This window comes from Rhodococcus sp. NCIMB 12038, from assembly GCF_002165735.1.
Classification (GTDB): Bacteria; Actinomycetota; Actinomycetes; order Mycobacteriales; family Mycobacteriaceae; genus Rhodococcus_F.
The window spans coordinates 17,913-39,260 of the sequence record NZ_NHML01000006.1 but is presented as its reverse complement, the minus strand read 5'-3'; the positions used below and the strand labels follow the sequence as shown (position 1 = coordinate 39,260).

The 21,348-nt window shown below is 66.4% G+C and carries 21 protein-coding genes; 8 read left to right on the top strand and 13 right to left on the bottom strand.

Annotation, left to right across the window (positions count from 1 at the left end):
* Positions 1-4: 4 nt before the first annotated feature.
* From CA951_RS10625 to CA951_RS10615, 3 genes are all read right to left on the bottom strand, one after another.
* A complete protein-coding gene (locus tag CA951_RS10625) occupies positions 5-1,954 on the bottom strand; it encodes a M13 family metallopeptidase (RefSeq protein ID WP_087556813.1) in 1,950 nt (649 codons plus the stop codon).
* A 76-nt stretch (positions 1,955-2,030) separates the two neighbouring features.
* Positions 2,031-3,005, bottom strand: coding sequence for a protocatechuate dioxygenase (locus CA951_RS10620; RefSeq protein ID WP_087556812.1), 975 nt, complete (start codon positions 3,003-3,005; stop codon positions 2,031-2,033).
* Between the two features lie 92 nt (positions 3,006-3,097).
* Positions 3,098-3,862, bottom strand: a complete 765-nt coding sequence (locus CA951_RS10615) for a pirin-like bicupin family protein (RefSeq protein WP_087556811.1) — start codon at positions 3,860-3,862, stop codon at positions 3,098-3,100.
* Positions 3,863-4,205: 343 nt separating this feature from the next.
* On the opposite strand from CA951_RS10615, the gene CA951_RS43385 reads away from it, so the two are divergent.
* Entirely contained in the window at positions 4,206-4,382 is a 177-nt protein-coding gene (locus tag CA951_RS43385) for a hypothetical protein (protein WP_179220167.1), read from the top strand.
* Between the two features lie 67 nt (positions 4,383-4,449).
* On the opposite strand, the gene couM is transcribed toward CA951_RS43385, so the two are convergent.
* From couM to couN, 3 genes are read right to left on the bottom strand one after another with little or no spacing between them, the layout of a single operon-like run.
* Positions 4,450-4,923 (bottom strand): p-hydroxycinnamoyl-CoA hydratase, encoded by a 474-nt coding sequence (gene couM, locus CA951_RS10610; protein ID WP_087556810.1) that lies wholly within the window; start codon positions 4,921-4,923, stop codon positions 4,450-4,452.
* A gap of 29 nt (positions 4,924-4,952) precedes the next feature.
* Positions 4,953-5,843, bottom strand: coding sequence for a 4-hydroxyphenyl-beta-ketoacyl-CoA hydrolase (couO, locus tag CA951_RS10605; RefSeq protein ID WP_087556809.1), 891 nt, complete (start codon positions 5,841-5,843; stop codon positions 4,953-4,955).
* Positions 5,840-6,751: a 4-hydroxyphenyl-beta-hydroxyacyl-CoA dehydrogenase gene (couN, locus tag CA951_RS10600; protein WP_087556808.1), complete on the bottom strand. Its 912-nt coding sequence runs from the start codon at positions 6,749-6,751 to the stop codon at positions 5,840-5,842. Before couN ends, couO begins: the two co-directional genes overlap by 4 nt.
* A 114-nt stretch (positions 6,752-6,865) precedes the next feature.
* Between couN and couR the strand changes: the two genes are divergently transcribed.
* The 5 genes from couR (at position 6,866) to CA951_RS10575 (ending at position 11,969) form a co-directional block, all read left to right on the top strand.
* The gene (couR, locus tag CA951_RS10595) at positions 6,866-7,306 is read left to right on the top strand and encodes a MarR family transcriptional repressor CouR (protein ID WP_087556807.1); all 441 of its coding nucleotides are present in this window, start codon (positions 6,866-6,868) and stop codon (positions 7,304-7,306) included.
* A 6-nt stretch (positions 7,307-7,312) separates the two neighbouring features.
* Positions 7,313-7,789: a DUF3237 domain-containing protein gene (locus tag CA951_RS10590; protein ID WP_087556806.1), complete on the top strand. Its 477-nt coding sequence runs from the start codon at positions 7,313-7,315 to the stop codon at positions 7,787-7,789.
* A gap of 6 nt (positions 7,790-7,795) precedes the next feature.
* Entirely contained in the window at positions 7,796-8,701 is a 906-nt protein-coding gene (locus CA951_RS10585; protein WP_087556805.1) for a LysR family transcriptional regulator, read from the top strand.
* A 176-nt stretch (positions 8,702-8,877) separates the two neighbouring features.
* Positions 8,878-10,203, top strand: a complete 1,326-nt coding sequence (locus CA951_RS10580; RefSeq protein WP_087556804.1) for an MFS transporter — start codon at positions 8,878-8,880, stop codon at positions 10,201-10,203.
* The gene (locus CA951_RS10575) at positions 10,200-11,969 is read left to right on the top strand and encodes a CocE/NonD family hydrolase (RefSeq protein WP_087556803.1); all 1,770 of its coding nucleotides are present in this window, start codon (positions 10,200-10,202) and stop codon (positions 11,967-11,969) included. The genes CA951_RS10580 and CA951_RS10575 overlap by 4 nt, the downstream gene beginning before the upstream one ends.
* A gap of 18 nt (positions 11,970-11,987) precedes the next feature.
* Here the strand turns inward: CA951_RS10575 and CA951_RS10570 are convergent, their stop codons facing one another.
* Positions 11,988-12,407, bottom strand: a complete 420-nt coding sequence (locus tag CA951_RS10570; RefSeq protein ID WP_087556802.1) for a DJ-1/PfpI family protein — start codon at positions 12,405-12,407, stop codon at positions 11,988-11,990.
* Positions 12,408-12,718: 311 nt separating this feature from the next.
* Entirely contained in the window at positions 12,719-13,738 is a 1,020-nt protein-coding gene (locus tag CA951_RS10565; protein WP_087556801.1) for an AraC family transcriptional regulator, read from the bottom strand.
* A 296-nt stretch (positions 13,739-14,034) separates the two neighbouring features.
* Between CA951_RS10565 and CA951_RS10560 the strand changes: the two genes are divergently transcribed.
* Complete coding sequence (locus CA951_RS10560) at positions 14,035-14,949, top strand: aminotransferase class IV (RefSeq protein ID WP_087556800.1); 915 nt, start codon at positions 14,035-14,037, stop codon at positions 14,947-14,949.
* A 140-nt stretch (positions 14,950-15,089) separates the two neighbouring features.
* On the top strand, positions 15,090-16,556 hold the full coding sequence (locus tag CA951_RS10555; protein ID WP_087556799.1) for a peptide MFS transporter: 1,467 nt from the start codon (positions 15,090-15,092) through the stop codon (positions 16,554-16,556).
* A 32-nt stretch (positions 16,557-16,588) separates the two neighbouring features.
* Here the strand turns inward: CA951_RS10555 and couL are convergent, their stop codons facing one another.
* The 5 genes from couL to CA951_RS10530 form a co-directional block, all read right to left on the bottom strand.
* Positions 16,589-18,127: a p-hydroxycinnamoyl-CoA synthetase gene (couL, locus tag CA951_RS10550; RefSeq protein ID WP_087556798.1), complete on the bottom strand. Its 1,539-nt coding sequence runs from the start codon at positions 18,125-18,127 to the stop codon at positions 16,589-16,591.
* Between the two features lie 41 nt (positions 18,128-18,168).
* A complete protein-coding gene (couT, locus tag CA951_RS10545; RefSeq protein WP_087556797.1) occupies positions 18,169-19,497 on the bottom strand; it encodes a p-hydroxycinnamate MFS transporter in 1,329 nt (442 codons plus the stop codon).
* Between the two features lie 181 nt (positions 19,498-19,678).
* Entirely contained in the window at positions 19,679-20,845 is a 1,167-nt protein-coding gene (gene couH, locus CA951_RS10540) for a dihydro-p-hydroxycinnamoy-CoA dehydrogenase (protein WP_087556796.1), read from the bottom strand.
* Positions 20,846-20,951: 106 nt separating this feature from the next.
* On the bottom strand, positions 20,952-21,107 hold the full coding sequence (locus CA951_RS43380) for a DUF6131 family protein (protein ID WP_005263616.1): 156 nt from the start codon (positions 21,105-21,107) through the stop codon (positions 20,952-20,954).
* A 32-nt stretch (positions 21,108-21,139) separates the two neighbouring features.
* On the bottom strand, positions 21,140-21,346 hold the full coding sequence (locus tag CA951_RS10530; RefSeq protein WP_072947562.1) for a hypothetical protein: 207 nt from the start codon (positions 21,344-21,346) through the stop codon (positions 21,140-21,142).
* Positions 21,347-21,348: the final 2 nt, after the last annotated feature.

Below are 21,348 nucleotides of genomic sequence, written 5' to 3'. Positions count from 1 at the left end.
CGGGCTACCAGATCTTGACGCGCTCCTCCGGATCCAGATACAGGGCGTCACCGGGCTGGACGTCGAATGCGTCGTGGAACGTGTCCAGGTTGCGGATCACGCCGTTGCAGCGGAACTCCGGCGGCGAGTGCGGGTCGACGGCGAGACGGCGGAGCGCCTCCGCGTCCCGGGCCTTGGTGCGCCACACCTGCGCCCAGCCGAAGAACACGCGCTGGATGCCGGTCAGGCCGTCGAGGACCTCCGGCTCGGACCCGTCCGTCGCGATGCGGTACGCGGCGATGGCGATGGACAGGCCACCGAGGTCGCCGATGTTTTCGCCGATGGTGAACTCGCCGTTCACCGTGTGCCCGGGCAGCGCTTTCGGCTCGAACTCGTTGTACTGCTCGATCAGTGCCTTCGTGCGCTTGCCGAACTCCGTCCGGTCGTCGTCGGTCCACCAGTCGATCATGTTGCCGTCGCCGTCGTACTTGGCGCCCTGATCGTCGAATCCGTGGCCGATCTCGTGACCGATGACGGCACCGATCCCACCGTAGTTGGCGGCGTCGTCGGCCGCGGCGTCGAAGAACGGCGGCTGCAGAATAGCTGCGGGAAAGACGATTTCGTTCATGCCCGGGTTGTAGTAGGCGTTGACGGTCTGCGGTGTCATGAACCACTCGTCGCGGTCGACCGGGCCGCCGAGCTTCGCGAGATCACGGTCGTACTCCGCCGCGTAGCCGCTGCGGTAGTTGCCGACCAGGTCGTCGCGGGAGATGGTGACAGCCGAGTAGTCCCGCCACTTGTCGGGGTACCCGATCTTCGGCGTGAACTTCTCCAGCTTGCGCAGCGCGGCCTGCCGGGTCTCCGGGCTCATCCAGTCCAGGTCGGAGATGTTGCGGCGGTACGCCTCCTGCAGGTTCGCGACGAGTTCCTGCATGCGGGCCTTCGCGTCCGCCGGGAAGTGCCGCTCGACGTACAGTTTGCCGACGGCCTCGCCCAGCAGATCCTGGACCAGCGACACGCCGCGCTTCCAGCGGTCCCGAATCTCCTCGGCGCCGGTCAGGGTCTTCCCGTAGAACGCGAAGTTCTCCTCGACCAGCGCCTGCGTGAGATACGGGGCGCGGGAGCGGATGACGTTCCACGTCGCCCACGCCTTCCAGTCGTCGAGGTCCTCGGACGTCCACAGCCCGGTCAGGGTGGTGAGATAGTCGGGCTGTCGGACCACGATCTCGGCGAACTGCTCCGACGTGCCCCCGAGCGCCCCGATCCACGAGGACCAGTCCAACCCGGCAGGCAGCTGGTCGAGGGTGAGCAGGTTGTAGCTCAGCTCGGCGTCGCGGCGCTTCACGACGTCCCAATGACCTGCCGCGATCTTCGTTTCCAGGTCGAACACGCGTTGCGCGTCGTAGTCGACACCGGCGAGGGCGAACATCTTCGCGATGTGCGCAACGTACGCGGTGCGGATCTCCGCGTGGTCGTCCTGGCGGTAATACGACTCGTCGGGCAGACCGATGCCGGCCTGACTGAAGTGGACCAGGTAACGCGCCGAGTTCTTGGCGTCCGTGTCGACGTAGTGACCGACCGCGCCGCCGACCCCCGTGCGCTGCAGGCGGCCGACGACGGCGGCGAGGGCGGAGCGGTCGGCGGCGGAGGCCACGTCGGCGAGCTCACCGGCGATCGGAGCGAGCCCCGCCGCCTCCACGACATCGGCGTCCATGAAGCTGCCGTACAGATCGCCGATGCGCTGCGCGTCGGTCCCCGGGGTCGCACCGGAGCCCGCCGCCTCCTCGATGATGTTCTGGACGTCGACCTCGGCCTTGTCGTAGAGCGTGCGGAACGCGCCGTCGATCGCCCGGTCCGCGGGAATCTCGTATTCGTCGATCCACTTGCCGTTCACGTGGACGAACAGGTCGTCCTGGGCGCGGGTGTCGCTGTCGAGGTGGGTGAGGTCGATGCCGGAGCGCTGAGCCGTGGTCATGCGTTCCATCCTTACACCGTTCCGCGCCGACAGGTCCACCACTGCGCTCAGGGCGAAACCAAGGACCGGGGAACGGTCAGACGTCGACGCCGAGGTTGATCGCCGCGAGGTAGCCGTCCGACTGCTTGGCGACGGTCACCAGTCCTGCGTCGTCGTAGATGCTGTCGGTGGCGTTGGTCACGTTGCTCTCACGCCCGGTGTGATCGGAGTACGGCGCCGTCGCGTACACCTCGTCGAGCAGGGCCTCGTCGAAGAACAGCTGGGTGGTGAGCACCGTCTTCTTGTCGATGTGCACCTTCAGGTGGATGTGGGTGGTCCGGCCGATGTACCAGCCGGGAAAGACGGTGGTGAACTGGGCGATGCCGTTCGCGTCCGTGGTCTGGGCGCCGCGCAGGTAGGTGCCGTCGTCCGTGGTGGTGGCCTCGCTGTCGCCGACACTGTAGGACCCGTCGGACGTCTCACCCGAGCCGCCGGACATGTCGCCACCGGGTCCGCCTTCGGGCGGCTGGCCGCCGCCGGGACCACCTGCCGGGGGTTGGCCGCCGCCACCGCGTCCGCCTTCCGGCGGCTGGCCACCGCCACCGGGCGCGCCGCCGAGGGCCGCGGCCTTCGAACCCGACTCGAAGCCGGAGTACACGCCGCCCGCGTCGCAGTGCCAGATCTCCACGACGGCATTGCTCACGACCGCGGCGGAACCGTCCGCGGAACAGTTCGTCAGGTCCTGCACCCGCAGTGCGAGCTGCAGGTTCGTCCCCGGTCGGTCTTTGCGGATGTCGCTGCGGATGGAGTCGACGTCGAACCAGTACGGTCCCTGCGTCTCCTCGACGGCCATCACGCACTGCGGCGCCTGGTCGAGCAGGGTCGTCACCGCGTCGGCGCTCGTCGTCGTCGCACTGGATGCGGCCGCGGTCGACGTGGCCGACGCCGACGTGCCGCTGCTCGCATTCCCGGTGCAGGCGGCGATGAGCCCACCCAGACTCACCGTTCCCCCGACCGCAAATGCGCGGCGGCGGCTGATGCGCAGTCGGCTCTTCTCGACGTCCTTGTTCACAATGCGTACCTCTCCATGATCGGGCTGTGTCCCCGATCGTGGCGCACGAAGCTGCGCTCGGCGTTCGGTCCGGCTGTGAACTTGCTGGGAACTCAGCCGCCGAGGCGGGCGTGCATCTCCCAGACAAGCACCTCGGCGCCGGAGTGGGAGGAGATCTGCTGGCCACCGGAGGCGCTCAACCGGACGGCGTCGCCCTCGTACAGGGTGCCGACACCCTCCATCTCCGCGGTGCCCCGGGCGACGAACACGTGGAGGAACGGCGCTTCGGGAATGGTCACCGGTGCGCCGGGGAAGATTCGCGCGACATGCAGCGCCGCGTGCTTGTTGTTGATCCGGATCGCCGAATTGTCCTTGTATTCCGGCATTCCGGACGCAACGGGCACCAGCCCGCCCATGAGGATCTCGTCCTCGATCTCGAGTTGTTCGTAACTCGGGGCGAGTCCGGGTTCGTCGGGTACCACCCACATCTGGACGAAATGCACCGGCTCGTGGTGCTGCTCACCGGCGAGGCGCCAGCTGTCGTTCTTCTCGGAATGCATGATGCCCTTGCCTGCGCTCATGCGTTGCGCAAGGCCGGGATAGATGATGCCGGAGTGGCCGATCGAGTCCTGGTGGACGAGCGAGCCGCGCAGCACCCAGGTGACGATCTCCATGTCCTTGTGCGGATGGGTGTCGAATCCCTGACCGGGGAGCACCGTGTCGTCGTTGTTGACGAGGAGCAGTCCGTGGTGCGTGTTGTCGGGGTCGTAGTGCTGGCCGAAGGAGAACGAGTGCTTCGAATCCAACCAGGAAATCTTGGTTTTCAGCCGATCGCCGGCGCGATGAACGTAGACGTGAGGTGTGGTGACTGCTGGCATATCGGTCCTCCTTCGGGTGGTACCGGTCCAGAGTACGAGGTGCCGGCGGCCGGTTCTCGCAAGACGGTGTCGATTGTGCATCGAATTCATCGCCTGCTCGTCGCGGTGGAGGTGCCCGCGTCGATCCCGAAATGAGGCTGCGCAGTGCGGCATTGGAGGATCGATGTTTCGTAAGGCGCTGCTCGGCAACGGGTTTCGGTCACGGTTCGAAAGGTGTGAAAGACGGCCGTCCAGTTCGTACCGTGACGAATGCCCGCTTTCGCCGAGCCCGCGGCGTACAGTTCGAATTGTGCGTCCAGGAGTCGCAGGATTGCGGCACGTCGCACCCGGCGGAAGGAGCGTGATGGAGGCGAATCCGGATCGACACGATCAGCTCCCCGAACACCAGCGGATCGCAGACCTTGTCGACGACATGGAAGACCGGCTGGCGGCCGAACGCGAGGCCAAGGGGATCGCCGGCAACGCGTCCGAGCGCAAGCAGGAGGAGCAGGTCGAGCCCGACGACCAGGCGCCCGAGTAGGTGGTGCGGCTGCGCCGCCCGTGAGTACTTGTTAACGTCGGGCGGTTAACAAGTACTCACGGGTAGGCTACTCGAAGAAGCGGTACACGGCCTCGACGACTACCGCGGGTCGCTCGCTGCCCTCGAGTTCGATCTGCCCCGCGACCGTCACCTGGACGCCGCCCTTGGGCAGTTCCTCGACGGACTGCAGCGTTGCATTCAGCCGGACACGTCCCTCGGCGGGCACCGGGTTGGTGAACCGGACCTTGTTCAGGCCGTAGTTGACGGCCATGGTCACGCTGTCGACGGTCAGGATCTCGTCCCACATGGGGATGATCAGCGACAACGTGAGGTACCCGTGGGCGATGGGCCCGCCGAACGGGCTCTCGGCCCGGGCGCGCTCGGGGTCGACGTGGATCCACTGGTGGTCGTCGGTGGCGTCGGCGAACGTGTCGATCCGCTGCTGCGGGATGTCGATCCACGAACTGGTGCCCAGCGACGTGCCCTCGAGCGCGGCGAGGTCGGCGAGGGTGGCGACCCGGGTGGTGGTGGCGGTGGTCATGAGTGCTCTCCTGGTTCGGTGGGGCCGGGTCAGTGCTTGATGCCGAGGACGCGCAGCGCGTTCTGCTTGAAGATCAGCGGCGCGACCTCCGGTTTGATGTCGAGGTTCTCGAAGTCCTTGATCCAGCGGTCGACCTGGATGACGGGGAAGTCGGACCCGAACAGCACCTTGCCGCGGAGCATGCTGTTGGCGGCCTTGACCAGCTGCGGCGGGAAGTACTTCGGCGACCATCCGGACAGGTCGATGTAGACGTTCGCCTTGTGGGTGGCGATGGAGATCTGTGCGTCGACCCACGGGACGGCGGGGTGGGCCATGATCACGGTGAGGTCGGGGAAGTCGGCGGCGACGTCGTCGAGGAGCATGGGGTCGGAGTAGCGCAGTTTGATGCCGTGCCCGCCGGGCAGTCCGGCGCCGATGCCGGTCTGGCCGGTGTGGAAGAGGGCGGGGACCCCGGCCTCGGCGATGGCGTCGTAGAGCGGGTAGAAGCGGCGGTCGTTGGGCTCGAATCCCTGCATGCTGGGGTGGAATTTGAAGCCCTTGACGCCGTAGTCGTCGACGAGGCGGTGGACGCGGCGGACGGCGGCCTTGCCCTGCCAGGGGTCGACGGAGCCGAACGGGATGAGCACGTCGTTGTGGCGGGCGGCGCCCTCGGCGATCTCCTCGACGGAGTTCGCGGCGTGTCCGCTGGCGGAGGCCGCATCGACGGTGAACACGACCGCGGCCATGTTGCGGGCCCGGTAGTGGTCGGCGACCGCGTCGATGGACGGGGTGCGTTCCTCGCCGGACTTGAAGTACTTCTCGGACGCGGCCATCAGTTCGTCGTCGAGGGACCGGTGTCCGCAGCCGTCGATCTCGACGTGGGTGTGGATGTCGATGGCGTCGATCTTGTCGAAGTCGATGCCGTACTCGTAGCGGCTCACTTGGCCATCAGCTCCTCGGGGAATTCCTCGCCGACGGACTGGACGGCGTCGCCGAACGTCCGGGTCCACCGGGCCGCGATGTCGTCGGCCGACCAGCCGCCGTCCTGGTACTCGACCGCGGTCAGTTCGGGGTGCGACCACAGTGCGAGCCGGTCGCCGCCGACGGCGAACGCCTGTCCGGTGATGTCGGCTGCGGCGTCGGAGGCGAGGAACGAGATGATGCCCGCGGCGTCGTCGGGGGTGCCCATCCCCACCTCGCGGCGGATGATGCCGGGCAGCGGTTCGCCGTTCTTCATGCCCTCGATGTAGGGGGCGAGGAAGGGGACGGTCTCGGTCATCGCGGTCGCGGCGACGGGGCAGACGGCGTTGGCGGTGATGCCGGCGCGCTGCAGTTCCATCGCCCAGGTGCGGACCATGCCGACGATGCCGGACTTGGCGCCGGAATAGTTGGTCTGCCCGAAGTTGCCGCGCTGACCGGCGGGGGAGCCGATGCAGATGATGCGGCCACCGTCGCCCTGGTCGCGGAAGCGCAGGACCGCTTCACGGACGCAGGTGAACGTGCCGCGCAGGTGCACGCCGACGACGGCGTCGAAGTCGTCGTCGGTCATCTTCCACAGCACCTTGTCGCGGAGGATGCCGGCGTTGGTGACCATGACGTCGAGGCGGCCGAAGGCGTCGACCGCGCCGGCGACCAGTTTCCGGGCGGTCTCGGTGCTGCCGACGGGGGCGACGACGGCGACGGCGCGGCCGCCGGCTGCGGTGATCTCGGCGACGGCGGCGTCGGCGGTGGCGGCGTTGACGTCGTTGATCACGACCGCGGCGCCGTGGCGTGCCAGGTCCTTGGCGTAGGCGAGCCCGAGGCCCTGTCCGCTGCCGGTGACGACGGCGACTTTGTCGGTGAGGTCCATGTCGTGATTCTCCTAAGGTCGTGTTCGCTGAATCACACGTAATCATTGATGATTGAGAAAGTCAATCGTTAAGATCTGCTACTCTAGCGACACTCATCGGAAGGGGGTCGTCACATGGCAGAGGCGCAGGCGTTATCAGACGACATCGGGTTCCTGCTCTCCCGCGTCGGCGGAATGGTGCTGGGCTCGGTGAACAAGGCCCTCGTTCCCACCGGACTGCGGGTGCGGTCCTACTCGGTGCTGGTCCTCGCGTGTGAACAGGCCGAGGGCGTCAACCAGCGCGGAGTGGCCGCCACCATGGGCCTCGACCCCAGCCAGATCGTGGGACTCGTCGACGAACTCGAGGAACGCGGACTCGTCGTGCGCACCCTCGACCCCTCCGATCGCCGCAACAAACTGATCGCCGCGACCGACGAGGGCAGGCGGCTCCGCGACGACGCCAAGGCCCGCGTCGACGCCGCCCACGGACGCTATTTCGAGGGCATCCCCGAAGCGGTCGTGAATCAGATGCGGGACACGTTGCAGAGCATCGCCTTTCCCGCACCTCCCGAGTAGGGCACGATGACCGACCTGCTCGCCCCGGCCCCGCCCGGCCTGTCGTTCCTCGCCACGTTCGTCGTGCAGGTCGCCGATCCGGTGGAGATCGGATCCACACCCGGAGGCAACCGCCGCATCATCCCCATCGTCGGGGGACGCGTCGAGGGCCCCGAACTCCGCGGCACCGTGCTGCCGGTCGGGGCGGACTTCCAGGTGCTCAGCTCGGCCACGCTCACCGAACTCGAGGCCAAGTACGCGATCGAGACCGACGACGGCGACCGGATCTACGTCACCAACTTCGGGCTTCGCTCGGGCACCCCGGAAGACATCGCCCGGCTGGTCGCGGGGGAGCCCGTGCCGCCCGAGCGCATCTACTTCCGCTGCACGCCGCGGCTCACCGCCGCCGAGGGCCGGTGGTCGTGGCTGCGCTCGCGGATCCTCGTCGGCACCGGCGAACGCCTGCCCGGCGAGGTCCGTCTCACGGTGTTCGTGGTGGACTGACCGGCCGTGGAAATCCGCTGGATGAAGTCGTTCGTCGCGGTCGCCGAGGAACTCAACTACGGCCGGGCCGCCGAGGTGCTGCACATCGCGCAACCGGCGGTGAGCCAGCAGGTGCAGCAACTCGAGAAGCGTCTCGGTGTGAAACTGTTCGACCGCACCACGCGCTCGGTCCGGCTCACGGCAGCGGGGGAGCGATTCCTGCAGCCGTGCAAGGACGCCCTCGCCGGGATCGATCGCGCCGTCGATGCCGCCGTGATCGCGGATCCGGAGGTCGAGGGGCGCGTCCGGGTCGGCTTCAGCGGAGCCTACGGGCAGACCGAATTGTCTTCTCTGGCAAGGTCGGTGCGCCGCCGTTACCCGCTGATCGACCTCGTCCTCGAGGGGGCGACGGTGAGTGGGCAGATCCTCGACGAGATCTGGGAGGGGCAACTGGACCTCGGGATCGTCTCCGACGCGGTCTCCCACCCCCACGTGCTCACGCGGCAGATCTCGGTGGAGTACCTCAGTGCGCTGCTCCCGAGCGATCACCCACTCGCCGAACGGAAGTCGATCGACCTCGCGGAACTGCGCGAGGAAACGTTCGTCGCAAATCCCGCCGCCACCGGATCCACGCTACGCCGGGACCTGCTCGCCGCGTGCCGTGATGCCGGGTTCACCCCGAACATCGTGCAGGAGACCACCGACGGCATCGTGCTGACTGCCCTCGTCGCGGCGGGCGTCGGCGTGGCGCTCGTGCCCGGCGACGTGCAGACGTATCCCAATCGGGTGGTGCTGATCCCCCTCGACGCCGGACGATTCGAAGTCCGGGCGGCGCTGGCCTGGTCGGACCGTCCCGTGTCGCCCGTCGTGCAGACGGTCCTCGACCTCGCCGCCGAGGTGCTGCCGACGCCGGGCACCGACTCCGACGAGTAATAAAGATCGGTTATCAATCACTGCCGATACTGCTCTTGGACGGTGATCGGTTTCTTTGGCCGAGTCTCCCTCGGCGGCAACGGATGTGACCTGGACAACTCCCGGTCCCCGGTGTCGCACCCACCTCGAGGCCTCTCCGAACTCCCGGAAGCCCTTCACTTTCAGGTAGGAACCACATGACTTCCACATTCGACGGCCGCGCCGTACGCGCCGACGCGAGCGCCCGGTCGCCCCACGCGCGCCGGGCCGCCCTGGCCTCCTTCGTGGGCAGCACGCTCGAGTACTACGACTTCTTCATCTACGCCTCCTTCTCCGCGCTCGCGTTCAACACCCTGTTCTTCCCGGATCTCGGTTCCTTCTGGGGAACCATCGTGTCGATGGGGACCATCGGGATCGGGTACGTCGTCCGGCCGCTCGCGGCTCTCGTCTTCGGGCACTTCGGGGACACGCTCGGACGCAAGCGGATGCTGGTGGTGACGCTCGTGATGATGGGCGTGGCCACGTCCCTCATCGGCTGCCTGCCCACCTACGGTGCGATCGGCGTCGCAGCGCCGATTCTGCTGGTCCTGCTCCGTGCCGTCCAGGGCGCGTCGGCGGCCGGCGAGTCGGCGGGAGCGGCGTCCCTGGCCCTCGAACACGCACCCGCAGGCCGTCGTGCGCTCGCGGCGAGCTGGGTGAACACCGGTGCGGCCGCAGGCATGCTGCTGGCGTCGCTGGTGGTCCTCGTGTTCTCCGGGCTGCCCGAGGACGCCTTCCTCGACTGGGGATGGCGTATCCCGTTCCTGCTCAGCATGTTCGTCGCGCTCGCGGGCCTCGTGATCCGCCGGATGCTGCCCGAGAGCGACGTGTTCGAGGAGGCCGTCTCCACCGGCGGGCCGAAGGAGATGCCGGCGAAGGTGATCTTCCGCGACCACTGGCCGAGCGTGCTGCGGGTCGTGGGCTGCGGACTGTTCGCGGTGGTGTCCACCATCTTCAGCGCCTTCGCCCTCTCGTGGGGCACCCACGAGGCCGGTGTCTCCCGGACCGTCATGGTGGGAGCCACCGTCCTCACCGCCGCGCTCGCTCTCGTCGCGCAACCGGCCGCCGGGATTCTCGCCGACCGGATCGGCCGCAAACCGATCTTCATCACCGGCAACCTCGTTTGCGCGGCCTCCATCTCGGGGTTCTTCTGGGCGATCAGCCAGCGTTCGACTGCCCTGATCCAGATCACCGCGTGCGTCGTGATGGTGGTCGGCTACTCGCTCGTCAACGCCATCGGCCCCGCGCTGTACGCCGAGATGTTCGAGACGCGCATCCGGTACTCGGGCATGGCGATCTCCGGACAGCTGGCCCTGGTGGCCACCGGATTCGCCCCCACCATCGCCGCGGCCCTCGTCCGGTCCGGGCCGAACGGCTGGATACCGGTGGCCGCGTTCACCGCGGGCTGCTGCCTGGTCAGCGCCCTCACCACCCTCACGGTCCGCGAAACCTACCGGACCAGCACCAGCGACCTCGGTAAATGACCCACCTCCCGTCGAAAGCGACCACACCTGTGAAACACGATGTACTGATCGAGAACGACGTCGAGGCGACGATGCGGGACGGCGTCGTCCTCCGCTCGACCGTCTACCGCCCGAATGCACGCGGCCGCTTCCCGGTGCTGCTCACCCGCACCCCGTACGGCCGCGACCTGTCCGTCAACTCCGGCTACCTCAACCCCACCACGGTCGCGGCCGGCGGATTCGTGGTGATCATGCAGGACGTCCGCGGCCGGTTCGGCTCCGACGGCGAGTTCGTGCCGTCCGAGAACGAAGGTCCGGACGGCTACGACACCGTGCAGTGGGCCGCCGAACTGCCGTACTCGACCGGAGCCGTCGGCATGTGGGGACGGTCCTACTTCGCCGAAACACAGTGGCGCGCAGCCCAGGAGAAGCCACCCGCCCTGCGCGGCATCGCGCCGGGAATCTCGGCAGGCGGCAACGCGCGGTCCGGTGGGCTCGTGCGCGGGGGTGCGGTCGAATTCGGCGCCCGGCTCGGGTGGGGGCACCTGTCGGCCGGACCGGCCGAGATCGCGAAACTGTCCCGGACCGATCCCGCACTCGCAGAACGCGAATGGGAGTCGTGGGCGCGGATCGATCGGGCGATGTCCGAGAACACGTACTTCGACGCCCTGCCCCTGCGCGGCCTGGCGGACGACGCCCCCGCGTTCTTCGCGTCGCCGATCGTCGAATCGCTCGGGTTCGCGATCGATCACCCCAGCCGCGACCTGTGGGACAGCGCGAGCGACCGGGCCGTCGACCTCCCCACGCTGCACATCGGCGGGTGGTACGACATCTTCGTCAACAGCACCCTCGACCAGTACTTCGGCCAACTCGCCCACAGTGATTCCGGTGCGGCCCCCGCGCCATACCTGATCGTGGGTCCGTGGAGTCACACCAACTTCTCCGGGCTCGGCGGGTCGGTGGTGTTCGGCAGTTCCGCCAACCAGGCGGTGCTCGACTCGGGTCAGGATCTGTCGGCGGTGCACGCGCAGTGGTACGCGGCGGTGCTCGGCGACGAGGAACCCGACTTGCCGCGGGTCCGGATCTTCGTGATGGGGGAGAACCGGTGGCGGACGTACGACCGTTTCCCGGCGCCCACCCACATTGCGGACCTGTTCCTCGCCCCCGGCGGAAGCCTCGCCGCGGAAGCGGCGCAGACGGATGGACGCGTCGACTACGACTACGACCCGGCGGATCCGGTGCCGACGGTCGGTGGGGCGACGATGATGCCGGGAACGTGCGCACCCGGCGCACTGGAACAGAGCCGGGTCGAATCCCGCGACGACGTCCTCGTGTTCACCGGCGAGGTCCTCACCGAACCGTTGACGGTGATCGGCCGGCTGTCCGCGACACTGTTCGCGTCGTCGAGTGCCGTCGACACGGACTTCGTCGTCAGGCTGTGCCGGGTCACGGCGGACGGCACGTCGATCACGCTCACCGACGGCATCGTGCGGGCCCGCTACCGCGACTCCTACCGGACACCGGGGGCGTACACGTCCGCCGAGCCGAGCCTGCTCGGGCCCGGGGAGGTGTACGAGTACGCGATCGACCTGTGGTCCACGGCCGTCACGTTCCAGCCCGGTGAGCGCATCCGCGTCCAGGTGACGTCCAGCAACCATCCCCGCTGGGACCGCAACCTCAACACCGGTGAATCCGCCTACGAATCAGACGAATTCGTGGTCGCCCACCAGAGCGTGCACACCGGCGTCCGGCACCCCAGCCGGGTGTCCCTGCCGGTCGTGCGCTGACGCGCCCGTGAGTACTTGTTAACCGCCGGACGTTAACAAGTGCTCACGGGGCGAAGCCATGTGCGTCGTCGCCGGCCTGCCGTTCAGCAGGCCGGCTTTCGCGTAAACCAGCGAACCCGTGCACACGCCGGCCATCAACGGGACCTCGGCGCGCTGCCTGCGAACCCAGCCGAGATGGGCGTCGTCAAGCAGTTGCGGCCGGGTGCCCTGACCGCCCGGGTGGATCAGGACGTCGATCGGCGGGGCGTCGGCGTAGGAATGATGCGCGCCCAGCACGAGCCCCTTGGCGCACTGCACACTCCCGCCTGATGCGGACAGGCAGAACACGGCGTAGCCGTCGTCCGGGTACATCGGCGTCCACGCGGACAGCACCTCCCACGGCCCGACGGCGTCCAACTCCTCGACGCCGTCGAACAACACGATCCCGATGTGCTTCACCCTCAAATGCTACCGCCCGTGAGTGCGGGTGCATCGAGCGCTGATGCCGGGCACTGAGTTCGAGTGCTGGACGGTGCACGGCGATGACCAGGTTCCGGTGGGCCGACCGAGCCGTAGCTGTCGTATTTGGTATCGATCGAGGAGTCGCCGAACACGGTCATGGCATATGCGCACGACTTGAAGGACGAGCTGACCTACCTGAATCGACACGGGATCGAATGACGGTCGGTGAGGCTTGACGACGTCGCCAGGTTCGTGGCTTGGCTTCGGATGTACCCGGTTTGTGATGTGGGGGTGCGTGTCATCCAAGATCATCTGTTATCCCGTCGATCTCCTACGACGGATGTACGCCAGACGGTGGGACTGCAGCCGAAGCTGGTTTTGAACCAGCGGGAGAAGTTGCTGGGTGAGGAGAAGGAGAGCATGTCGGCGATTTCGATGAGTGAGCGCCGCGAGTTGCCGACCAAGCGCCCTGCCAGTTCCGCGCGGACCGAGTCGAGTACCGAGGAGAAGGTATTTCCCTCGGCGGCGAGTTTGCGGTGCAGGGTCCGGCGGTCGACTCCGAGGCTGTGGGCTACCCGCTCCATCGAGCAGCGGCCGGTGGGTAGCAGAATTTCGATCAGTTCGCGGACCCGGTTGACTGTGGTCGCTTGGTGTGAGGCTTCGATCGATTCGAGAAACTTCTGGGCGTATGGGCGAAGAAGGGGATCGGACATGGCGTTGGGTGCGTCGAGATCTGTGGCGTAGAGCGATATTCCGTCGAAGACCTGACCGAACTGCACGATGGGTCCGAACAGTCGCGTGTAGGTGCTTCCATGCCGCGGTGCAGGGTGCGAAAAGGATACGGCGAGGGGTTGTATCTGCGGGCCGAGGAGATCCCGCAGCAGGCGGTACAGCACGCCGACCGTCAGGTCGATCGATTGCCGGAGTTCCCCGGGTTTGCCGACGTCGACTGAGACTTCGAGAGCGGCGATCCCGCCGTCTTCGCTCATGCGAGTGCGCAGCGATTCGTTGTACGTGTGCTGATAGCGCATGAGGACCTTCAGCGCGCTACGGACATCCGGCTCTTCGCGGATGACCAGGCTCAACGGTCCGAGATTGGAGAAGCGCCGGAGTGTGGCGAGGGCGAAGCCGAAATCGTCCCGTCCGGATGTGGCTGCGGAGCGCTCGAGCAATTCGGCGACCGCTGCTGCCGGCGCCCATTGGTCCTGCAGGCTGAGGCTGGCCGGATCCAGGCCGACCTCCCTGAGTGAGCGCACGGGGTTCAGGCCCAGGGACTGGGCGAGTTCGACGTAGTTGTTCAGCGCGGCGTACCGGGCAAGGGGCTTCATGACTCCACCATGTGTCCTATTTTGAATAGAAACGCGTCCCGAAATGATAAGCATCCCGGGGCCGTTCCCTCTAGCTTTAGGTCCATCACAACGACGTGGGGAAGGGAAGACCGATGCGTCTCCGCAGGTAGCGTCACCGTCCGGCGCTGGACTCCATCACCGACCCCGCCGAACTCGCCGGGGAGTCCGCCCTCGGCATCGGCTCGTCGGTCCTCGCTCTCCGACCACAAATTCGACCTGACCTACACGGTGCTTNCCGATGTACTCAGTGAAACTCCGACGATAGGGGACGCCTCATGACGACGACTGACAACACGAATCGCTTCGCGGACGGCTGCGCATGGATCGAGGGCGAATGGGTGCCCATCGACCAAGCGCGGATACCGATCCTCGACAGCGGCTTTATCCGCTCGGATCTCACCTACGACGTCGCCGCNGTCTGGGAAGGCCGTTTCTTCANGCTCGACGATCATATCGATCGGCTGCTCGGTAGCTGCGAAAAGCTGCGTCTCGCACCTCCTCTCAGNCGAGGTGAGATCAAAGACATCATGATCGACGGNGTNCGCCGATCCGGCCTCCGGAACGCCTACGTCGAAGTCATCGTCACCCGNGGCGTACCGGGNCCTGGCGACCGCGATCCCCGCAATTGGGCACCCCGCTTCTACGCGTTCGCGATTCCCTACGTATGGATAGTCNGGCCCGAACNGCAGNAAACCGGCGCNGACATGGTCATCTCCCAGCGCACCCAGCGCATCCCACCGAACTCCGTCGATCCGACCGTCAAGAACTTCCATTGGGGTGACCTCGTCCGCGGTCAGTTCGAGGCCTATGACCGCGGCGCCTGGCTGGGGGTCCTTCCCGACAGCCACGGGATGATCACNGAAGGCGCCGGCTACAACGTCTTCGCGATGATCAACGGCNCGCTCCGGACACCTGCTCGCGGAGTACTTCTCGGAATCACCCGCAGAAGCGTGCTCGAGATAGCGGAGGAGCTAGGGATCCCCTGCGTGGTAGGCGATCTCAGCGTCGACGAACTCCGCGCCGCGGACGAGGTGTTCGTAACCAGCACGGCCGGGGGCATAATGCCCGTCGCCACCCTNGACGGAACACCGATCGGCGCAGGCCTCCCGGGTCCGCACACCACAAAAATCCGCGACGAGTACTGGCGCCGCCATGCCGACCCGAGGTTTACCGAACAAGTCGACTACTGACGCGGCGAACGCGCAGTGCTGCAGAAACTTTCGTACTACCTGAGAAGCCGACGGCCCGCTCCAGGACGCAAGCCGGAACGCGGCACCAGAGTTCCCTCCCTCGAGACCATGCCCCAAGCGGGGCAGAAGCGGATACTCAGATGACAATCCAACAAAGTACAGAACCCTCCACCGGCAGCGGGCAGTCGCGCACTACGCAGCCTCGTGGGCTTTGGAACTTGGCGTTCACCGAGATCTGGGAACGCTTCAGCTACTTCGGCCTACAAGTCACCCTGACCTACTACCTGGTCGCTTNCCTGGCGGAGGGGGGCCTTGCGCTCGATCCGGCGACTGCCGTCAGCATTGTCGGGGCCTACGGCGGCTCCGTCTACCTCTCTCAGCTTATCGGCGCCTGGGTGTCCGACCGTGTGCTCGCACCGCGGTCCGGGGTTCTGTATGGCGCCGTCATCATCATGTCCGGCCACATTTGTCTAGCTCTGATTCCGGNAATGCCCGGCTTAGCTGCAGGCCTTGGCATGATCGCTCTCGGTACCGGGGCGCTCAAGACGAATATCGCCACCATGGTGGGAATTCTCTACGACGGCCGTGACCGGATAGAACGCGATGCAGGCTTCTCGTACTTCTTTCTGGCCATCAACATCGGTGTGATCGCGGGTCCGGTACTGACCGGATTCTTGCAGAGCCGTTTCGGATTCCACATAGCCTTCCTGGCTGCGGCGATTGGAATGTTCTTGGCACTCGTGCAATACAGTGCGACCTTCCGCGCCTTGCCGGCAACAACGGCTGTGGTCAAATACCCGATCAGTCCCCAGCGCCTGGCCGCGGTTGCCGTCGGCACAGTTGTGGTCATTGCAATTTTCGCGTTGCTATTCCGGATTCACGTCATCACTCAGGCCAACATGACCTACTTCGTCGGCNTGCTCATCGTGGTCGTAGTGGCCTGCTACTTCGCACTCATGCTGCGCACCGACACAATCTCTCCGAGCGAGAAGCGTCGGGTCCGCGGCTACATCCCGATGTGGGTTGCCGAGGCGGTGTTCTATGGGCTGCTGCTACAGGTCTTCACCACTGTTCCACTGTTTGTCCTCGACCGTGTCAATCTCGACGTCGGTGGATGGACGATCCCGCAGGCGTGGTTCTCCGTCGTCGGNTCAGTTGCGTTGGTGATTGTGCTGCCACTCATGGCCTCAGTGTGGAAGGACAGCGCGGTTGGGCGACTCTCGCCGTCAAAGAAGTTTGCCGTCGCTTTGTCCGTCGTCGGAGCCTCCTACCTACTCATGCTGTTCTCCGAAGCCTCGCCAGGGCGCACCGTCTCGCCCTTCCTGATCGCCTTCTGCCTCATCGTCGCGGGTGTCTCCGAGGTCCTCGTAGCTCCCGTCGGGTTGTCGCTGATCACTCGCATCGCACCGGAACGGTTCAAATCCCAGTCAGTNGCCTTGACGATCCTCTCCTTGGGTGCGGGATCGTCNCTGGCCGGAGCCCTTGCCGTGCTGTACACCAGGATTCCCGTCGCCGCCTTCTTCTGTCTGAACGGCATTCTGGGTCTTGTTGGTGCGCTACTCCTCGCGGCCGCCGCCCGAAAGATCGATACGGCGCTGGCGGTGTGACGGTTGCGCGCTGACGCACCCGTGAGTACTTGTTAACCGCCGGACGTTAACAAGTACTCACGGGCGGAGGTTCGCAAGTCGGGTTTGCGGATCTTGCCGGTCGCGGTGCGGGGGAGTCCCTCCGCGATCCGGATGAACGTGGGAATCTTGAACCCTGCGAGCTTCTCTCGCAGCCGGGCGCGCACCGTGTCCTCGTCGAGGGCTGTGCCGTCGGCGGCGACGACGAATGCCATGCCGGTCTCGCCCCACTTCTCGTGCGGGACGCCGATCACCGCCGCCTCCCGGACGCCGTCGAGCTTCAGCAGCGCCGCCTCGACCTCGGCGGGGTAGACGTTCTCGCCGCCCGAGATGTACGTGTCCTTGTAGCGGTCGCAGATGAAGAGGAAACCATCGTCGTCGAAGTAGCCGGCGTCGCCGGTGTGCAGCCAGCCGTTCACGATGGTGCGGCCGGTCGCCTCGGGCTGATTCAGGTAGCCGAGCATCACATTCGGTCCCTTCGCGACGATCTCACCGATCTCGTTCGGTTCGGCGCTCGACCCGTCCGGGCGGACGACATCGACGTCGGTGAAGAACGTTCGCTTGCCTGCCGATCCGACCTTCGCGCGGACGTCGTCCCCCGACAGCATGGTCACCGACGGCGCGGTTTCCGTCAGACCGTAGGCCTGCGCGATCGCGACGCCGCGTTCCTGCCACGGCGAGATCAGCGCTTCGGGCAGGGGAGCCCCGGCGACGCAGATGGCCCGCAGGCTGGACAGGTCGGCGCCCGCGAACCGGGGGTGGTGCCACAGTTCCTGGATCATCGTGGGGACGGCGAAGAACGTGGTGATGCGTTCCTTCTCGATCGTGTCGAGGACGGCGCCGGCGTCGAACTTGCGCAACAGCACGACGGTGCCCCCGGACAGCAGGGTCGGTGTGACAGCCCCGCCGATACCGCCGATGTGGAACAGCGGCGCCACCGACAGTGTGCGTTCCTTCGACGTCATGTCCTGGGCGAGAAGCTGGTTCATGGCGTTCCACAGCATGTTTCCGTGGCTGAGCATGACGCCCTTCGGTGCCCCGGTGGTGCCCGACGAGTACATGAGCACCGACAGGTCGTCGAGACCGACCTGCTCGTCGATGCGGGTGTCCGGCTGCCCGGCGAGCACCCCCTCGTAGGTGTGGGCGGACCACGAGTCGCCCAGCCCGATCCAGGTCGTGACCGGGGACTCCGACAGCGCCAGCTCCTGTGCGACGTTGGCCTGCTGATCGCCGAAGATCACTGTGGTGCAGCGTGAATCGCCGAGAACGTAGCGCGCTTCCTCGGCGGTGAGGCGGGCGTTGAGCGGGAGGTACGTGGCGCCAAGAAGCCCGGCGGCGAACATCACCTCGAGCGCGGCGGGGTCGTTGAACCCGAAGAAGCCTACGCAGTCACCCTTCTCGACGCCGAGGGCGCGCAGGCCGTGGGCGAGTCGGCGGGTCCGCAGGGCCATCTCCTCGTAGGTGACCGCTCGTCCGTCGAAGACGAGCGCCTCGTTCCTCGGCGTCATGGTGATGCGGCGCTCGAGCCACGAGCCGATGCCTTCGTTGTCCATGGTGACTCCTCGTTCTCTTCGAAACTACTCTCGGGCTCGTGTCAGGCCGACGGGGTGTCGGCGCTCAGGTCGTTGTCCTTGCTTTCCTTCGTCGCGACGAGGAAGACGGCGCTGACCACGCACAGTGCGATGACGAACAATCCGACCGGGACGATCGACTTGCCTGACGACGCGAACAGCGACGCCAGGATGACGGGGGTGAATCCGGCGCCGACGAGGGTGGCCAGCTGGTATCCGAGCGACGCCCCGGTGTAGCGCGCGCGGGTGCCGAACTGCTCGGAGATGAATGCGGCCATCGGCCCGTAGGTGGCCGAGTGACAGATGGTGTACCCCACGAAGGCGAGCGCGATGAACAGGAACCGACCCGTGCCCAGCAGCAGGAACAGCGGGTAGACGCTGAGGATCATCGCCGCGAGACCCGCGAGCATGACCGGCCTGCGGCCGATCCGGTCGGACAGCCGCGCCGATCCGAGGACCAGGAAGATCGCACAGAACTGGCAGAAGGAGAACGCCAGCAGCGCGTCGGATCGCTGGGCGCCGCTCGACACGGCGTAGGTGATGGCGAACGTGGTGAACGCGGTCTGCATTCCGAAGCTCGCGATGCAGCTCATCGATGCCACGACGACCGCGCGGGGCCGCTTCAGGATGGTGACGATGGGCGGGGTGGTCTCCTTCTCGGCCGATTCCTTCAGCGCCGCCGTGAACAGCGGGCTCTCCGCCACCTTGGACCGGACGAACAGGCCGAGGGCCAGCATGAGCGCCGAGAGCAGGAACGGGATGCGCCAGCCCCACGTCAGGAACTGCTCGTCGGGCAGCAGGGACACGGCCGCCAGGGCGAGGGTGCCGAGCAGGGCACCGGTCGGTGCGCCCGCGTTGGTGAACGCCGCGGCGAAGCCGCGCTTGCCGGATTCGGCGTGTTCGAGCGACATCAGTGCTGCGCCACCCCATTCGCCACCGACGGCGAGTCCCTGGCAGACGCGGAGGAGGACGAGGAGCACCGCCGCCCAGGACCCGATCATCTCCGGTGGGGGAATGAGCCCGATCGCGAACGAGGCGATGCCCATGACGGTCATGGAGATCAGCAGCATCGCCTTCCGGCCGACCGTGTCGCCGAAGTGGCCGAAGACGATTCCGCCCAGCGGGCGTGCGACGTAGCCGGCCGCAAACGTTCCCATCGACGCGATGGTCGCGGCGAGGGGGTCCAGATCGGCGAAGAACACCGGACCGAAGACGAGGGACGCCGCGGTGGCGTAGAGCAGGAAGTCGTAGAACTCGATGGTGCTGCCCAGGTAGCTCGACAGGAGCACCCTGCGAACTTCCTTCTTGCGTCGGGTGGCCGACATGGTGCCGGCGGTGGCGGTGACCGTCATCGATACTCCTTGGCCGAGCGTGGGACAACAGAGCGGAGCGCATGTGTAGCGCGGATCACAATTAAACATTAATCATTGAACTTGTCAATGGAAGAGATCGCCAACGCTTCGCGGATCGTGATCGCAGACGGCCGCCGAGGCCGCAGTTTGCATGAATTGCCTTGGTGAGCAACCGGACCCGTCAGGACCGCGTGAGCCTGCGCCCGATGATCTCCTTCATGATCTCGGTGGTGCCGGCGTAAATCGGCCCGCCGCGGCAGTCGAGGTAGTCCTGCGCGACGTCGTACTCGCGCATGTATCCGTAGCCGCCGTGCAGCTGGACCGCCCGCTGGACGACCCGCTGCTGCAGCTCGGTGATCCACCATTTCGCCATCGCCGCGGTCACCTCGTCGAGCGTGCCGTGTGCGGCGTCGAGGATGCAGCGGTCGGTGAAGCACTGCGCGATCTCGATCTCGGTGGCGAGTTCCGCGAGGTAGAAGCGGTTGGCCTGGAAGTCGGCCACCCGCCGGCCGAATGCCGTGCGGTCGCAGCTGTATGTCAGGGCCTGGTCGAACGTGCGTCGCATCGACTCCATGGACGTGACGGCCACGCTGAGGCGCTCCTGGGGCAGATTGTGGCGCAGGTAGCCGAAGCCCTCGTTCGGTTCGCCGAGGACGTTCTCGCGGGGGACGCGGACGTCGTCGAACACGAGCTCGGCGGTGTCCTGCGCGCTCAGGCCGACCTTGTGCAGCGGGCCGTTGCGGGTGAATCCGTCCATTCCGGACTCGACCACGAGCAGGCTCACGCCCTTTTTGCCCGCGGCCGGATCCGTCTTGGCCACCACGATCACGAAGTCGGCGAGCATGCCGTTGCTGATGAAGATCTTGGTGCCGTTCAGGACCAGGTCGTCGCCGTCGACGACGGCGGTCGTGGAGATCGCGCCCAGGTCGCTACCCGCGCCCGGCTCGGTCATGGCGATCGCGCCGATCTTCTCGCCGGTGCACAGGGGTGTCAAGAAACGGTGCTTCTGCTCCTCGTTCGCCAGCGAGGTGAGGTAGGGCGTGACGAGGTCGTTGATGCCGGCCAGGCCCATCACTACGGCGGGCGCCCCGACGCGGCACAGTTCTTCGATGACGATGGCGTTGAAACGGAAGTCGTCGGTTCCGCCGCCGGCGAATCGCTCCTCGACGTTTATCCCGAGGAGCCCGAGCTTGCCGGCCTGACGATAGACGTCCCGGTCGACCTGCCCCGCATCGGCCCATTCGCGAAGGAATGGCGCGACGTCGCGTTCGGCGAACCGGCGCACCGTGTCCCGGAACGCGTCGTGATCGGCGTCGAAGATGTTCCGTTCCAGTGCAACCGGAGACATGGATAGGTTCCTTTCGTCGGCAGGCTCGCGTCGCACGCCTGCATACCCGAAAGGAACCTATCTATCAATCATTGAAAATGTCAATGGTTGAGGAGAGTCGGCGACGTCAATACCAGTACTTCCGGCCGCCGACCGCGCGGCCCGTCGTGCCCAGCAGTAGAAGGACGAGGCCGATGACGAGCAGGATGATTCCGATCGTCGTGAGAATCGAGATCCCCGCGACGAGGCCGATGACGAGCAGGATGATTCCGAGAACGATCACGGTCTTCCCTCTTTTCCGTTGGCTGCTAGGAACTACTGACTCGGTTGCGGCACTTCACAATCGATCTTCGGGTTCACACCCGCATAGTTGAGCGGTCCGGCGATCACGGTGACGGCGATCGTTCCGGCGCTTGCGCAATCGGCCTGCGCGTCCTTGAAATAGCCGCGCTGGAACACGGCGATGGCGCCGATGATCAGCCAGATGATCACGATCAGCGACAGGAGCCGTCCGATACGCATTT